Origin of the sequence: Brevundimonas sp., from assembly GCF_029946145.1 — a bacterium.
Taxonomy (GTDB): domain Bacteria; phylum Pseudomonadota; class Alphaproteobacteria; order Caulobacterales; family Caulobacteraceae; genus Brevundimonas.
The window spans coordinates 82,544-97,075 of sequence record NZ_JAQSDY010000012.1; the positions used below are offsets into that span (position 1 = coordinate 82,544).

The following is a 14,532-nucleotide window of genomic DNA, read 5'->3' on the forward strand; positions in this document are numbered from 1 at the left end:
GTGCGCGCTCAAACTTAACGCTTAAAAACTAAACTCGACAAATCGGATTTAAACCTTAATACGCTCGCGAGAGTCCATTGGAGATCTGATCTGGGGTTGGTGCGGAACGGCCGGGCGCTCACCGACGCGGCGATGTCGCTCAGCCCGCTCGATCCTTTGCGCTACGGCATGCTGGGTGTTCGCGCGTTCTCGCACATCGTTCTGGATGAGCCAGCCGAAGCAGCTATATGGAGGGAACGCGCTGCCCGCGCGCCACACGCTCATCCATTGATCGAACTGGTTGCCGCCGTCGGCCATGGTCTCAACGGTGACAACGAGTTGGACCAAGCCGAGCGCGACGACGTCGTACTGTCCGGCCAACCGACTATGTCCGCTTCGCTGGCCCCGTTCAGCCTGCGTTCGTCATCACGGAAAGGCCCCATCGCGACGTCTCACGGCGGGACCCGGCACGAGCGGCTCGCGGTTGCTCGCGGACCGTCCGCGAAACGCTGCGGAAGGCCCGCCGTTCCTCGAGGTTCGGCCCATGCGCGGCCGTCAGGGACGATCATGACGAGGAGAGCCCCAGAGCTGTGGGGCGGCATCGGCGAGAGACGGCGCGCTGGTCAGCAGGTCGATGCAGGCTGCCGCGACCGGCTCCGGGGCTTCATCAGGAAGGCAAAGGCTCCGACGACGCCGAGCCCCGCCATGGCCAGGCCGCTGAGGGCCGTCACCCAATCGTAGAGCCGGCCCCCGACCGAACTGGCATGCAGGGGGTAGAAGGCGTTGAAGGCGCGAATGCCGGCCGGCAGGGCGTTGGCGTCAGAGGTTGCGACCACCTCGCTGGTGGCTGGGTCTACGGTCGCTGTAGTTCGGCCGTTGGGATGCCACTCGCCCGTCTGCCTCAATCGGATCGTGGCCGGTTTGCCCGGCGCGGCGGGACGGCCGGCCATGCGCAAGGTAGCCTCCGGGAAGCGGGCCTGCGCCGCCGTCAGGGCGCGGACCCAGTCAACGTCGCCCGTCCCGACCACCGGCGCCGGCGGGGTCGGCGCGCCGCCCAGCAGGACCTGGGTCGTGCCGTGAAAGACGATGGCCGCGCCGGTCAGGCTGAAAACGACCAGCGGAAGCGCGAAGATCAAGCCGAGGTTGCGGTGGCTGCCGATCAGCTCGCGCCGGGCGCCAGAGCGAGGCCAGACCCGCCAGCCCGATGCGCGCCAGGCGGGGATCCAGACGATCAGGCCGGTCAGGATCATCAGGACCATAGCCAGACCGGCGCCGCCCACGACCAGCTTGCCGGTGTGGCCGGCCAGCAGTTCGTGGTGGAGGTCGAAAATCCAGGTCTCCGCCCGCGCCGCGCCGCGCCAGCGGTCGACCACGGCCCCCTCGGCGTCGGCGTAGCCGAAGCCCTCGTCGGCCAGATAGAGTCGGTGCGCTCCAACCGCTCCACCCGCCAAGACCACTGAGGTCAGTCCGGGTTCGGACGTCTCCAGCCGGTTTAGCGCCGCGCCCAGGCGCGCGGGATCGAGATCGACCTCGGCGCGGGCGGCGGGGACGGTGGCGCGGATCCAGTCGTCCTCGAACACCAGCAGCGATCCGGTCAGGCCGAACACCACGGCCAGAACCGCGAGCGCGACTCCGGCCCAGGCGTGCAGCGTGCGGATCGCACCCATCACCGGCTCAGAAGCTCCGCGTCAACGTCAGCGTGGCCGTCCGCCCGCGCCCGGCGAAATAGCGCAGGTTGTCGGTCGGCCCCTGGGTGTCCGAGAAGTAGGAGATGTACTGCTCGTCCAGCAGGTTCTGCACGCCCAGCGACACCGTGCCGAACCCGGCCTCGTAACGCGCCACCGCGTCCAGAACCTCATAGCCCTCGAAGCCGTTGGCGGTCAGTTCGCCGTCGAAGTCGCGCTCGAGGAAGGTCTGGGCCTGAAGGCGCAGGGCGACGGGACCCGCCTCATACTCGACCCACAACAGCAGACGGTCGGGGGAGATGTTGGCGCCGTTCAGATCCCGGTCCAGTTCACCGTCGCCATTGCTGTCGCTTTGGCCGTCCAGCGCGGCGTAGCTGCCGCCGAGGGTGAAGGCGTTGGTGACTCGCAACAGACCCTTCAGTTCAAGGCCGTCGATCCGCGTGGCCTGACGCTGCACCTCGAAGATGCCCGAGGGCAGGCGATTCAGCAGCGAGCCGCGCTCGGCCTCGGACCGGAACACGGCGGCGGACAGTTCGAACCGGGCGCCACGATACTCGATGCCGACCTCAGTGTTGTCCGACACCACCGGTTCGACGTTCAGGAACGTGTCGACGTCCTGGTTGGGCCGGTTGATGCCGCGCAGCACGCGTCCGACGTCCGGCATGGTGAAGCCTTGCGCGAAGGAGGCGTAGGCCAGCAGGCTGGGCGCGACCTCGAAGGCGGCTCCGACGTTCAACAGGGTCTCCTCGAAACCCGGATCGCCGCCCCCCACCGTTTGCGGGCCGTAGGCGAACAGGGTCGTGAAGTCGTCGACCTTCAGCCGGGCCGATTCATGCCGAACGCCGGCGGACAGGCTGAGCCGGTCGGCCAGCAGCGACTGATTCAGCTGCAGGAAGGGCGACAGGCTCTCGTAGGTGGTTTCGGGCACCCAGTTGCGGCCTGTCAAGACCAGCTCCTGGTAGGTCTGGTCGCGCAGGCCATCGACGCCGATCAGGGCCTTGAGGCCGGTCAGGCCGGGGACCTCGCCCTGCCAGTCGATCTTGAATCCCAGCTTCTCGGAGTTGTTCGCCGACTGATCGAACAGGGTCCCGACGGGGGCGATGCGGGGGTCCTGGAAGTCGGCGAAATTGCCGCCACCGAAGACGCCCTTATAGTCGTGGGCGAAGACCTGGGCCCGGAACACGCCGCCGAACAGGTCACGGTCGGTATAGCTGATCGCGGCCGAGGTCACGGCGTTCGAGGGCTGTTCGCCGGGCGCCTTTCCGCGCACGGCGGTGGTCGGCACGCCCGTCGTCCGGTTGCCGGCCACAGTGACATAGTCGCCGTCGCCCTCCAGATCGAAACGGTTGATCCAGCCTTCGAGGCGCCGGTCGTTCCCGAGATCCCAGCCGCCGCGGGCGAACAGCGAAAGGGCTTGCGAATCCTGCACCTCGCCCTGGGCGCCGTCGAAGCCGATGCGGCGACCGTCGGCGTCGTAATACGCCCCGCGCGTTTCGAAGGCCGCGCCCAGGCTAAGGTCGAAGGCGCCGAAGTCGCGACCACCAATGGCGGCGATCTTGGCCCCGATGCCGTCGCCCTGGATTTCGTCATCGGTCGTCATCTGGGTCAACATCCGGCCGGTCAGTCCTTCACCCTCGGCCGGTTTGCGGGCGGTGACGTAGTTGACCACGCCGCCGGTGGCGCCGATGCCTTGAATGGCGTTCGAGCCGAAGATGACCTCGACACGATCAATGAAGAACGGATCGATGGTGTAGCCGTCACGGCTGTCGTCGCGGAGCGGCGTCGACTGGGGCACGCCATCTACCAAATACAGCGGCGAGCGGCCGCGCAGGGTCTCGCCGAAGCCCGACAGCTTCTGCCGGGTGGGGGAGAAGGACGGCACCAGGGCCGCCACCGTATCGACCGCCGAGGCGGCCAAAGCCGTCTGCTGGACGATGGCCTCGGAGTCGATGATTTCCACCGTGGCGGCGATGGCAGAGCGCGGGGTTTCGATCCGGGAAGCGGTGACGACGACCTCGTCCAGGATTGCGGCGTCCAGTTTCGCGGCCTCCTGAGCCTTGGCGGGAACGGCAGCCAAGAGTAGCGGCAGAAAGGCGACGGTGGCGAGGAGGCGAGGGGACATGGAGCACTTCAGAAGCAGGCTAATGACAGCGGCGGTCTGACCACAGGCTTTCTTGCGAGTCAATCGCACTATCATTCTCAATGGACGATGGACGCTGGACGAGGCGCGGCTCCCAAGGCTCGAAGGCGGGGAATCCACGGTTCACAGTCGGATATCGGCGCGCGGGACAAGATCGGCTAACAAGAGAAGATGCCTAAGTAGCCTACCCACCATCAGCGTCTTGTCATTCGCTCTCCGGATGATTGGCACGTCCATCTTTGGGACGGGGAAATGCTGCGCTCTGTCGTCGCATACACGGCGCGCCAGTTCAGCCGTGCGATCGTCATGCCCAACCTGGCGCCACCGATCACCTGTAGAGAAGGCCGAGGCTTATCGCTCCCGAATCCTGAATGCGCTCGATCATCGGGATGATTTCGAGCCCTTGATGACCTGCCCCATGACGCTCCACCCGGACGATCCGCTGATGGCGGGTTACCGGCTTTCGTGCGACGGTCTGGCCCGCCTAGGCGCAGCGCTACGCCCTACTCGCCCGAAGGCGTCAGCGCCCCACGACGGCTGTGATCGCCTGCTCAGACTCCCGGATCGATCCGCAGACCATATTCGACGCCGAGCCCGGCGACCTATTCGTCATCCGCAACGTGGCGGGCCTGGTTTCGGAGTATGCGCCAGACTGGGGCTGCCACGGGACCAGCGCTGCCCTAGAGTTCGCGGTCAAGATTCCATAGTCCGGCGCATCGTCGTGCTCGGACCCGCCGTTTGCGACGGCGTCCACGCCATGATCCACGCCCCCTTCGCAATGCCCAAGACTTCTTCGGGCCGTGGATGGACATCGCCGAGCCGGTGATGTGGCCCATGCCCGAGCAGGGCGCGGGAGAAGGCTTCGAGGCGGCGATGGAGGACGCCGTGTTCCGGCATTCGCTGGCCAATCTGCGGACCTTCCCCTGGATACGGGATGCCGAAAAGGCCGGTCATCTGTCGCTCTCGGTCTGGCGGTTCCATATCGCCACTGGCGAACTCCCGACTGTATGACCAGTCTATGGCAGCAGTTATCGCCAACATCAGCACAACTGATTGGCCTTCGACCGACGAGGGAGTCAGTCTGCTCGTGCGGCCCGAACCTCCCTAACGATCATGGTGATCGTGATGTCGGACTGCGTCGGGTGTGCATCCCGGTCGCAACAGGAGCTACGCGCGAGGCGAGGCCGGGTGCGGACCAGACTGTGGATCCGACGTTGATGCGCGGAGCCCGCTGTCTGCCCACGTGCGGAGATCGTCCAGGTCGTAGACGACTCGCCCGCCGAGCTTCCGGTACACAGGTCCAGTCCCATAGGTTCTGTGTTTCTCAAGGGTTCGACTTGAGAGGCTGAGATATTCCCCCGCTTGAGGGGTCCTTAGAAACCGCTGACCAACACGTCCGCTCACAGCGAACCTCCGTCTCCGTTCAGCGGATCATCCTCCCAGCCGATCTTCCGGGCGACCCGGTGGGCTGGCACCGTGAAGTGACGGGTCAGATCGCTTGTTCACGAAGAAGTCACCGGCGACTCACGGCTCAAAAACGCCGCGGAATGCACCGTTCTAAACACCGTTCTAAACGGCCAAGCTAGAACGAAAGCGTGCTCTACGATGCGGCTAACTTATTGATTTCACTTAAGGACGATGGTGGGTGATGTAGGGTTCGAACCTACGACCCGCTGATTAAGAGTCAGCTGCTCTACCAACTGAGCTAATCACCCGGACCATTCGTCAGGCGAGCCTCGCAAGGCTCGCGCCGTCCCGACCGTACCAGTCTGGACCGGTGTCGGCGAGGGGGCGTACCTAATGGGAATGGTCCTCGCGCGCAAGGGGATCTGGCGGTCCGTTCCGCTTTGCCGCAGGACGGTCTAGGGTCGCTGAATCAGCCGCCGGGGAGCGGCGACGGGGGAACACGCACCATGGCCTTCTGGAACCGCCGGCGCTCGATCGACGCCATGCTGGCCCCGCACAGCGGGCATGCGCTGAAGAAGACGCTGAGCTGGCCGCACCTGATGGCCCTGGGCGTCGGAGCCATCGTCGGCACCGGCATCCTGACCCTGATCGGCGTGGGCGCCGGCCTGGCCGGGCCGGCGGTGATGATCAGCTTCGGACTGGCGGGTCTGGTCTGCGCCTGCGCCGCCCTGGCATACGCCGAGCTGTCGACCATGATGCCGGCGGCGGGCAGCGCCTACACCTATTCCTATGCCGTGCTGGGCGAGCTGATCGCCTGGATCGTGGGCTGGAGCCTGATCCTGGAATATTCGCTGGTCGTTTCGGCGGTGGCCGTGGGCTGGTCGGGCTATGCGGTCGGCTTCCTGAGCGGCATGGGGCTGGACCTGCCGACGGCGCTGACGGTCGGGCCGCATGTGGCGGGCGGGATCGTCAATCTGCCGGCGGTGTTCATCATCGCCGTGGTGACCGGCCTGCTGCTGCTGGGCACGCGCGAGAGCGCGACGCTGAACGCGGTGCTGGTGGTGATCAAGATCCTGGCCCTGATCGCCTTCGTGGCCATCGCCCTGCCGGCGTTCGACGCCGCCAACTTCACCCCCTTCATGCCCAACGGCTTCGGTTCGCCGGCCCTGCCGTTCGCCGAACAGATCACCGGCCAGCCCGTCGTCCAGACCGGGGTCATGGCGGCGGCGGCCATCATCTTCTTCGCCTTCTACGGCTTCGACGCCATCTCGACGGCGGCCGAGGAGACCAAGCGGCCCGAGCGCGACCTGGCCATCGGCATCGTCGGCTCGATGGTGGTCTGCACGGCGCTGTATCTGGTGGTCGCGGCCGCCGCGATCGGCGCCCGGCCCGTGGCCAGCTTCGCCGAAAGCCCCGAGCCTCTGGCCCTGATCCTGCGCGAGATGGGGCAGGGGACGGCGGCGCAGTGGATCGCGGCCAGCGCCGTGATCGCCCTGCCGACCGTGCTGCTGGCCTTCCTGTTCGGACAGAGCCGCATCTTCCTGGGCATGGCGCGCGACGGCCTGCTGCCGCGTCGCCTCGCCCGGGTGTCGGTGCGCGGCGTGCCGGCGGTGGTGACCATCTTCACCGCCATTGTCGTGGCGGCGCTGGCGGGCGTGATGCGGCTGGATGAGCTGGCCTCGCTGGCCAACGCCGGGACGCTGGCGGCCTTCGCCGCGGTGGGGCTCTGCCTGATCGTGCTGCGGGTCCGCGATCCGAACCGGCCACGCCTGTTCCGGGCGCCGCTGTGGTGGCTGGTGGGCGGCATTACGATTATCGGCTGCATCGTCTTCTTCTTCAGTCTCGCGGCCCGGACCCAGATGTGGTTCGTGATCTGGAACGTGATCGGCCTGGTCATCTATTTCGTCTGGTCGTCGCGGAACTCGCGGCTGGCCAAGGGCGAGGAGCAGGCGGGCTGATGGCCCTGCGCGATCTGTCCGGCGCGGTCGACTTCGGCGTCCTGGAGGCGACGACCGGCGGCGACGACGGCATCAGCGATGAGGTGCTGGGCCTGTTCGCCCAGCAGGCGGCCCTGTGGTCGCCGATGCTGGACGTGCGGGACGAGGGCTGGCGGGATGCGCTCCACACCCTGAGGGGCGCGGCCGCCGGCATCGGCGCCGGCGCGCTGGCGGGGGCCTGTCAGGCGGCGGAGGTGGCGGACAAGGCCGAGGCCGCGGCGCCGCTGGAACGGGTGCGGGATGCGCTGGAGATCGCGCTGGCCGACGTGGCGGCGTACCGGCACGCGCTGATGTTGAGGTCGTTGCGGGCCTAGCCGCGCGTGCGGTCGAAGGTGTCGAACTCGTGGGCGATGCAGCGGTCGATCAGGGTGCGCCAGACGGGCTCGGCGATGGCGGGCGACAGGCCGGCGGGACCGGCGGCCGCCAGAACCTTTTGCACCACGTCCTCGATACGGGCGTCGTCGTGGACGACCGAGCGGTCCGGCTTGATGCGGGCGGCGGCGTCCATGTAGCGCTGGCGCTCGGCCAGAAGAACGACCAGGGCGCGGTCGAGGGCGTCGACGCCCTGGCGGACCTCGGCCATGGAGGCGCAGGCTTCCGGCGCGGTGCGCGGATCGATCGTGAGGCTATCCGACAAAGGCGCGCTCCAGCACATAGTCGCCCGGCTCGGCGTTCGAGCCCTCCCTCATGCCGAAGGTTTCGAGCAGTTCGGCCGTTTCCTTGATCATGGCCATCGAGCCGCAGAGCATGACCCGGTCGCGTTCGGGCGAGAAGCCCGCGGGCAGGCCCAGGTCAGCGAACAGGGCGCCGGACTTGATGCGATCCGTGATCCGGCCGGGAGTCTCGAACGGCTCGCGGGTGACGGTGGGATAGTAGGTCAGCTGGGCCTTCGCCTCGTCGCCGATCAGGGGGTCGTCGTGGATGCCCGAGGTGAGGAAGTCGCGGTAGGTCAGGTCGGCGACGTTTCGCACCGTGTGGCAGACCACCACCTGGCCGAAGCGGGCGTAGGTGTCGGGGTCACGCACGACGCTGAGCCAGGGCGCCAGGCCGGTGCCGGTCCCGATCAGCCACAACCGTTCGCCGCCGGTCAGGGCGTCCAGCACCAGGGTGCCCGTCGGCTTCTTGCCCATCAGAACGGTGTCGCCCGGCTGAATATTCTGCAGGCGCGAGGTCAGGGGACCGTCGGGGACCTTGATCGACAGGAATTCCAGCTGCTCGTCCCAGCCGGGGCTGGCGATGGAATAGGCGCGCAGGATCGGCTTGCCGCCGTCTTCGCCGGGCAGGCCCAGCATGACGAACTCGCCCGAGCGGAAACGGAAGTCCCCGGGACGGGCGATGGCGAAGCTGAACAGCCGGTCGGTCCAGTGGCGCACCCACAGCACCTCCAGTTCGTGGAAGGCGGACGGCTTCGCGGGCGGGGGGGAGAGGGCGGCGTCGGTCATCTGTGGGCTTATTAGGCGGTGCGGCGGCGGGGGGGAAGCCGCGCGGATGTCGCGATCCATGCTTGGGGGATGACGACGACGAATTCTCCCTCTAGCGTCCCGGCCATGCGCAACAAACTCCTCGCCTCCACCCTGTTCCTTGCGGCGTTGTCGCCGTTCACCGCAGCGATGGCGCAAACCGTGGACCCCGCGATCCTGACGCCCGAGCGAGTGTTCGCCAATCCCTCGCTGGCCGGCCCGGTGGCGAAGTCGGTCAGCCTGTCGCCCGATGGCGAACTGGTGGCCTTCCTGCGGTCGCGCGAGGACGACGTGGACGTGCAGGATCTGTGGGCCGCGCCCATCGGCGCCGGCGAGCCGTTCAGGCTGATCGACGCCCGGGCGCTGGTTCCCGACGCCGGCGAACTGTCAGAGGCCGAGAAGGCGCGGCGTGAGCGGATGCGGATTTCGCAGCGCGGCGTGGTCGAATATTCGTGGGATGAACAGGGCCGCTACATCCTGGCCCCGCTGGAAGGCGACATCTTCCTGGCCAGCCGCGACGGAGGCGCCGTGCGCCGCCTGACCGAAACAGAGGCCGACGAGATTGACGCCAAGGTCTCGCCCAGGGGGAACTATGTCTCCTTCGTGCGCGATCAGGATCTGGTCGTCCTCGATCTGGGCAGCGGCGCCGAGACGCCCATCACCGACGACGGCGAGGGCCTGATCACCTGGGCCACCGCCGAGTTCATCGCCCAGGAGGAGATGGACCGCGACACCGGCTACTGGTGGAGCCCCGACGAGCGCTACATCGCCCTGCAACGCACCGACGAGTCCACTGTCGACATCGTGCCGCGGCTGGACATCACCGGCGGGGGGGCGGCGGTGGTCGAGCAGCGTTATCCCCGCTCGGGCCGGCCCAACGCCGTGGTCGAACTGTATGTGCGCGACATCGTCGGCGGCGGCCGGGTCAAGGTCGATCTGGGCGAGAATACCGACATCTATCTGGCGCGGGTCAACTGGTCGGCCGACGGGCGCACCCTCTATGTCCAGCGCGAGAGCCGCGACCAGAAGCGGCTGGACCTGCTGAGCGTCGATCCCGCGACCGGCGCGTCACGCGTGATCTCGACCCAGCGGTCGGACGCCTGGGTGTCGCTGAACAACGACTTCAAGGCGCTGGACGACGGCAATTTCATCTGGTCGTCGGAGGAGACGGGCTGGAGGCACCTGTATCTCCATAACCGCGAGGGCCGCCGTCTGCGGGCGATCACGCGGGGAGCGTATCCGGTCAAGTCGCTGAACGGCGTCAACCAGGCGACGGGCGAGGTCTTCTTCACAGCCTCGATGCGCGACGGGCGCGAACTGCCGATCGAACAGCAGATGTTCCGCGCCTCGCTGCGCCGGCCAGTGGATCCGGTGGCGGTTACGCCCGCGGGCGGCTGGTGGGGTGTTTCGGTCAACAAGACCGGTACGGCCTTCGTCGGCAATTACACCGACCTGGATACGCCGATGCAGTCCGGCCTCTATCGCGCCGACGGCACGTTCGTGCGGTGGATCGAGGAGAACCGGCTGGACGCCGATCATCCGATGTATCCGTTTCTCTCGCGCCGGGGGGATGTGACGTTCGGGACGCTGGAAAGTCATGGCGAGACCCTGGTCTGGCAGATGACCACGCCGCCGGGCTTCGATCCGTCGAAGACGTACCCGGTGGTCATGCAGGTCTACGGCGGCCCCTCCGGCGGAGGCGTCAAACGCGGCTGGCAGAGCGCCAACAATCAATTGTTGACCGAGGCCGGCTACATCGTCTTCCGGCTGGACAACCGCGGTGAGGGCGACCGGTCGACGGCGTTCAAGCAGGCCCTCTATCTGAAGATGGGGCAGCCCGAGATCGAGGATCAGGTCCTCGCCGCCAACTATCTGAGATCGCTGTCCTATGTGGATGACAGCCGCATCGCCATGATGGGCTGGTCCTATGGCGGCTTCATGAGCCTGATGGCGCTGACCGAACCTGACATGGGGCTGACCTCGGCCATCGCCGGTGCGCCGCCGACCGAATGGAGCCTGTACGACACCCATTACACCGAGCGGTTCATGTCGACGCCGCAGGCGAACGCCGAGGGCTATGCCGCCTCGGACGCCATTCCGCGCCTGCCGAACCTGACCGGCCGGCTGCTGTTGATGCACGGCATGGCCGATGACAATGTCATCCTCGAGAACTCGACGCGCGTCATCGACGCGCTGCAGGCTTCGTCCACCCCGTTTGAACTGATGCTCTATCCCGGTCAGCGCCACGGCGTGCGGGGCAATGAAAGGCAGCTGCAGCAATGGCGTACCTATCTCGACTTCCTGGATCGCACGATCGGTTCAAGGGCGCCCGCCGCGCGGGACTGATCGCGGCTGCTTCGCTATCGCTTGCTGCCTGCGCCAGCGCCACGCCCAACGGCGACGGCAGCTGGACGGTGGCGGGCGACGACGGGGGACGCATCTATCAGCCGCCGACCGCTGCAGCGGTCGTGGACGGCAGCTTCCCGGCGCGTCGGGCGATCGAGGGCTCGGTCGAACTGGCGCTGAGCCAGGACAGAGCGACCGGACAACCATTGGCGTCGGTGATCGCAATCTCCCCAGCGGTCATCGCGGAGCACTTCACAGTCCCGTCCGGCCCGCTGAACGGCCTGCCGATCCTGCTGAAGGACAATATCGAGACGCGGGACATGCCGACGACGGCAGGATCCCTCGCGCTGGAGGCGAACGCGCCCGGACGGGACGCACCGCTGGTCACCCGCCTGCGCGACGCCGGAGCCTTCATTCTCGGCAAGGCCAACCTGTCGGAGTGGGCCAACATCCGCTCGACCAACTCCATCAGCGGATGGAGCGCGGTCGGCGGGCAGACCCGCAATCCCTACGATCCCGAACGGACGCCGTGCGGCTCATCCGCCGGCAGCGCCGTAGCAGTCGCCATCGGCCTGGCTCCGGCGGCGATCGGGACGGAAACCGACGGCTCGATCACCTGCCCGGCCTCGGTCAATGGCGTGGTCGGGTTCAAGCCGACGGTGGGGCTGGTCAGCCGCACCCACATCGTGCCGATCAGCCATTCGCAGGACACGGCCGGACCGATCACCACCACGGTCGAGGACGCGGCCATCGTGCTGTCGATCATCGCGGGCTCCGACCCGCTGGACCCGGCGACGGTCGAGGCCGATGCGCGCAAGGTCGACTATCGCGCCGCTCTGGATGCGGACAGTCTGCGCGGCGCCCGGATCGGCGTGATGCGCTTCCTCGTCTCCAACTATTCGGCGGAGACCCAGGCCGAATTCGAGCGGGCGCTTCAGGCCCTGCGCGACGCCGGCGCTCAACTGGTCGAGATCACTGAAGCTCCCAAGGATTTCCGGGCGCTCGGCGGCTGGGAAATCCAGGTGCTGATGAGCGAGCTGAAGCACGACCTGAACGCCTATCTGGCCTCGACCGACCCGGCCCAGGTGCCGACCCGCACGCTTGCAGACCTGATCGCCTTCAACGACGCCGAGCCGCGTGAAACGGTGCTGTTCGGTCAGGAGCTGTTCCTGCGCGCCGAGGCGACGACGGGGCTCGAGGACCCGGTCTATCTGGACGCCCGCGCCAACTCGCTGAGGGCCGCCGGGCCCGAGGGCATCGACCGGCTGATGGCGGACAACACCGTCGTCGCCCTGATCGCGCCGACGACCTCGCGCGCCTGGACCAACGACCGTGAGGACGACGACAACGCCCAGGGGTCGGCCAGCCGGCTGGCGGCCGTGGCGGGCTATCCGCACCTGACCGTGCCGATGGGCTTCGACCGGGGCATGCCGGTGGGTCTGAGCTTCATCGGCGGCCAGTGGGACGACGCCCACATTCTGTCGCTGGGTTATGCCTATGAGCAGCGAACACATGAGCGCAGGCCCCCGACGCTGGCGGGGCGATAGGGCGGCAACCTTCGGCGTGACGGTTGGTTTGGAGCGGGCATGGAAAAGCTTTTGGTCTTCCTGATCCAGAACACACAGAATCGGGACGGCGCGGCGATGCAGGCCAAGCTGGACGAGCTGATCCACGTGCGGGCGGCCGACGAGCGGTTCATCGGCGTCGAACACATGACAGAGAAGGATCTCCAGAAGATCCTGCTGGAGGTCGAAGGTCGGGCGACGCGGATTCACGGCGGCGGCGCCAAGGCCATGCCCGTCGTCGCGACCCGGGCGGAAGACAGTTCGGCGCTGGTGCAGCAGGCCGCGCCGGAAGCCCGCAAGACGCGGACCGGAGCCAGGCCTCGCGACAAGGCTTCGGTGTGAGCGATCTGGCCGCGAACGTAGTGGGAACGGCCGCCGCCCTCTGTTCGATCACCAGTTTCGCTCCGCAGATGATCAAGATCTGGAAGGAGCGTGACGCCTCATCCGTGTCGCTGAAGACCTACTCCCTGACGGTGACCTGTTTCGTCCTGTGGACAGCCTATGGGGTGCTGACGGGGGCGTGGCCCATCATCGTGGCCAACGCCTGCGCCTTGGTGATGGCTTCGGGCGTGCTGGCCATGAAATGGCGGTTCAGCGAACACGGTAAGGCTTGACCAGCCGGGCGACGCCGCCGAAAACTCCAGGTCCGGAACGCTCCGGTTGAGAGGACGGCTCATCTCCCCAGTTCCGTCTTCCGAGCGGCTCGCGCCGCTGGCCTGGTCGTCGATCCTTTTGCTGGCCGCAGCCCAGTTCGCGGCCTACGTCGATCGCGGCCTGCCCGCGGTCGTGGCCCCGCTGATCAAGGCGCAGTTCGGCCTGACCGACACCCAGATCGGCCTGATGCAGGGCCCCGCCTTCGCGACCCTGTACGCAGTGGGGCTGCTGGTCGCCGGGCATTTCGTCGCCGGCCGCAACCCCTGGCGCCTCGTGGCAGGATGCATGGTCGTCTGGACCGGCGGCGGCGTGCTGTTCGCCCTCGCGCCCGACTATCCCGGCATGCTGGCGGCGCGGGTCGCCATGGGGCTGGGTCAGGCGTTCTTCGCGCCCGCGGCGCTGATGCTGCTGGCCGGGCAGGAAGACGCCGCCCGCCGCGCCAGGGCGTTGTCCACCTTCACAACCGGCTCCGCGACGGGGCGCAGCGCAGCCTTGCTGTTGGGCGGAGCGGCGCTGGCCGTGGTCGCCGGGCGATCCGTCGCCGGTCTGGAGCCCTGGCGCGCGGCCAGCCTGGTGCTGGTCCTCCCGAACCTGGCGCTGATCGCCTTCTTCGCCTGCTCGTCCCGCCGCCATGAGATTTCCCGGCGGGAGCCGGGACAGGGCATCGGCGCCGCCATGATCCTGATGCGGAACCGATGGCGGGTCTTTGCGCCCATCCTGATCGTCGGGGCCGGTTCAGTGCTGCTGGTTCAGGCCACCGGGGCATGGAGCGCCTCGATCCTGAATCGCGGCTTCAGCCTGTCGGCGGCGGATGCGGCGCTGCTGGCGGGAGCGGTCGTCCTGACCTTCGCACCGGCCGGGCATCTGGGCGCCGGCTGGCTGCTGGGGTCGAGGGCTGGACGGCGCGTCGGGACAGGCCCGTTGCTGGCGGCTGGAATGGTGCTGGCGGCGGCCGGCGGCCTGTTGCTGGCGGCGTCGAACTCGCTCGCCGGAGCGGCGGCGGGTCTGGCCGGGCTGTCGATCGGCGGCGGCTTTGCGGCGGTCCTCGCCCTCATCGAGATTCAGAGCCTGACGGAGACGCGGCTGCGGCCCCAGGTCGGCGCTGTCTATCTTGCCTTCGTATCCCTGACCGGCGTGGGCTTCGGTCCGCTGCTCACGGGGATCATCAGCGATCACGGGGCGGCCGGTCCGGACGCCCTGGCGTGGGCGCTGGCGTCGGTGGTCGGTGTGGCGGCGGTTGTCGTGGCCGGCGTCGCCCTGACCTTCGCCGGGCCGTGGCGGCGGCCTCCCGAAGCCTGA

At 67.8% G+C, this 14,532-nt stretch carries 14 protein-coding genes and 1 tRNA gene; 9 read left to right on the forward strand and 6 right to left on the reverse strand.

Annotation, left to right across the window (positions count from 1 at the left end):
- Nucleotides 1-602: 602 nt before the first annotated feature.
- Both PSV23_RS04750 and PSV23_RS04755 read right to left on the reverse strand, forming a co-directional pair.
- A complete protein-coding gene (locus tag PSV23_RS04750) occupies nucleotides 603-1,646 on the reverse strand; it encodes a PepSY-associated TM helix domain-containing protein (protein ID WP_300466381.1) in 1,044 nt (347 codons plus the stop codon).
- Nucleotides 1,647-1,653: 7 nt separating this feature from the next.
- A complete protein-coding gene (locus tag PSV23_RS04755) occupies nucleotides 1,654-3,786 on the reverse strand; it encodes a TonB-dependent receptor (protein WP_300466383.1) in 2,133 nt (710 codons plus the stop codon).
- 557 nt (nucleotides 3,787-4,343) lie between these two features.
- Between PSV23_RS04755 and PSV23_RS17370 the strand changes: the two genes are divergently transcribed.
- Both PSV23_RS17370 and PSV23_RS04760 read left to right on the forward strand, forming a co-directional pair.
- Nucleotides 4,344-4,511 (forward strand): carbonic anhydrase, encoded by a 168-nt coding sequence (locus PSV23_RS17370; protein ID WP_366524210.1) that lies wholly within the window; start codon nucleotides 4,344-4,346, stop codon nucleotides 4,509-4,511.
- Between the two features lie 97 nt (nucleotides 4,512-4,608).
- Nucleotides 4,609-4,815, forward strand: coding sequence for a hypothetical protein (locus PSV23_RS04760; protein ID WP_366524211.1), 207 nt, complete (start codon nucleotides 4,609-4,611; stop codon nucleotides 4,813-4,815).
- Between the two features lie 156 nt (nucleotides 4,816-4,971).
- On the opposite strand, the gene PSV23_RS04765 is transcribed toward PSV23_RS04760, so the two are convergent.
- Nucleotides 4,972-5,208 (reverse strand): DNA-binding protein, encoded by a 237-nt coding sequence (locus PSV23_RS04765; RefSeq protein ID WP_300466387.1) that lies wholly within the window; start codon nucleotides 5,206-5,208, stop codon nucleotides 4,972-4,974.
- A 235-nt stretch (nucleotides 5,209-5,443) separates the two neighbouring features.
- A tRNA-Lys gene (locus PSV23_RS04770) sits at nucleotides 5,444-5,519 on the reverse strand.
- A gap of 198 nt (nucleotides 5,520-5,717) precedes the next feature.
- Between PSV23_RS04770 and PSV23_RS04775 the strand changes: the two genes are divergently transcribed.
- Together PSV23_RS04775 and PSV23_RS04780 are read left to right on the forward strand one after the other, a co-directional pair.
- Complete coding sequence (locus PSV23_RS04775; RefSeq protein WP_300466389.1) at nucleotides 5,718-7,169, forward strand: amino acid permease; 1,452 nt, start codon at nucleotides 5,718-5,720, stop codon at nucleotides 7,167-7,169.
- Nucleotides 7,169-7,522 (forward strand): Hpt domain-containing protein, encoded by a 354-nt coding sequence (locus tag PSV23_RS04780; RefSeq protein ID WP_300466391.1) that lies wholly within the window; start codon nucleotides 7,169-7,171, stop codon nucleotides 7,520-7,522. The genes PSV23_RS04775 and PSV23_RS04780 overlap by 1 nt, the downstream gene beginning before the upstream one ends.
- On the opposite strand, the gene PSV23_RS04785 is transcribed toward PSV23_RS04780, so the two are convergent.
- Both PSV23_RS04785 and PSV23_RS04790 read right to left on the reverse strand, forming a co-directional pair.
- Complete coding sequence (locus PSV23_RS04785) at nucleotides 7,519-7,863, reverse strand: chorismate mutase (protein WP_370461000.1); 345 nt, start codon at nucleotides 7,861-7,863, stop codon at nucleotides 7,519-7,521. The two genes, PSV23_RS04780 and PSV23_RS04785, sit on opposite strands and share 4 nt — an antisense overlap.
- Nucleotides 7,835-8,650: a ferredoxin--NADP reductase gene (locus tag PSV23_RS04790; RefSeq protein WP_300466393.1), complete on the reverse strand. Its 816-nt coding sequence runs from the start codon at nucleotides 8,648-8,650 to the stop codon at nucleotides 7,835-7,837. Before PSV23_RS04790 ends, PSV23_RS04785 begins: the two co-directional genes overlap by 29 nt.
- Nucleotides 8,651-8,755: 105 nt before the next feature.
- Between PSV23_RS04790 and PSV23_RS04795 the strand changes: the two genes are divergently transcribed.
- Genes PSV23_RS04795 through PSV23_RS04815 form a run of 5 tightly spaced genes read left to right on the forward strand, consistent with a single transcriptional unit; the run spans nucleotide 8,756 to nucleotide 14,532 of the window.
- Nucleotides 8,756-11,014 carry a S9 family peptidase gene (locus PSV23_RS04795; RefSeq protein ID WP_300466395.1) on the forward strand — a complete coding sequence of 753 codons (2,259 nt, stop codon included), beginning with the start codon at nucleotides 8,756-8,758 and terminating at the stop codon, nucleotides 11,012-11,014.
- Nucleotides 10,948-12,561 (forward strand): amidase, encoded by a 1,614-nt coding sequence (locus PSV23_RS04800; RefSeq protein ID WP_300466397.1) that lies wholly within the window; start codon nucleotides 10,948-10,950, stop codon nucleotides 12,559-12,561. Before PSV23_RS04795 ends, PSV23_RS04800 begins: the two co-directional genes overlap by 67 nt.
- 39 nt (nucleotides 12,562-12,600) lie before the next feature.
- Nucleotides 12,601-12,921 (forward strand): low affinity iron permease family protein, encoded by a 321-nt coding sequence (locus PSV23_RS04805; RefSeq protein ID WP_300466399.1) that lies wholly within the window; start codon nucleotides 12,601-12,603, stop codon nucleotides 12,919-12,921.
- Nucleotides 12,918-13,193: a SemiSWEET transporter gene (locus PSV23_RS04810; RefSeq protein WP_300466401.1), complete on the forward strand. Its 276-nt coding sequence runs from the start codon at nucleotides 12,918-12,920 to the stop codon at nucleotides 13,191-13,193. Before PSV23_RS04805 ends, PSV23_RS04810 begins: the two co-directional genes overlap by 4 nt.
- 46 nt (nucleotides 13,194-13,239) lie before the next feature.
- Entirely contained in the window at nucleotides 13,240-14,532 is a 1,293-nt protein-coding gene (locus tag PSV23_RS04815; RefSeq protein WP_300466403.1) for an MFS transporter, read from the forward strand.

Bases quoted from the DNA above. Each gene is read 5' to 3' on its own strand.
- PSV23_RS04790 (WP_300466393.1), bottom strand. From the start codon at position 8,650: ATGACCGACGCCGCCCTCTCCCCCCCGCCCGCGAAGCCGTCCGCCTTC.
- PSV23_RS04785 (WP_370461000.1), bottom strand. From the start codon at position 7,863: ATGTGCTGGAGCGCGCCTTTGTCGGATAGCCTCACGATCGATCCGCGC.
- PSV23_RS04760 (WP_366524211.1), top strand. From the start codon at position 4,609: ATGGACATCGCCGAGCCGGTGATGTGGCCCATGCCCGAGCAGGGCGCG.
- PSV23_RS04755 (WP_300466383.1), bottom strand. From the start codon at position 3,786: ATGTCCCCTCGCCTCCTCGCCACCGTCGCCTTTCTGCCGCTACTCTTG.
- PSV23_RS04795 (WP_300466395.1), top strand. From the start codon at position 8,756: ATGCGCAACAAACTCCTCGCCTCCACCCTGTTCCTTGCGGCGTTGTCG.
- PSV23_RS04775 (WP_300466389.1), top strand. From the start codon at position 5,718: ATGGCCTTCTGGAACCGCCGGCGCTCGATCGACGCCATGCTGGCCCCG.
- PSV23_RS04800 (WP_300466397.1), top strand. From the start codon at position 10,948: ATGGCGTACCTATCTCGACTTCCTGGATCGCACGATCGGTTCAAGGGC.
- PSV23_RS04750 (WP_300466381.1), bottom strand. From the start codon at position 1,646: ATGGGTGCGATCCGCACGCTGCACGCCTGGGCCGGAGTCGCGCTCGCG.
- PSV23_RS04780 (WP_300466391.1), top strand. From the start codon at position 7,169: ATGGCCCTGCGCGATCTGTCCGGCGCGGTCGACTTCGGCGTCCTGGAG.
- PSV23_RS04805 (WP_300466399.1), top strand. From the start codon at position 12,601: ATGGAAAAGCTTTTGGTCTTCCTGATCCAGAACACACAGAATCGGGAC.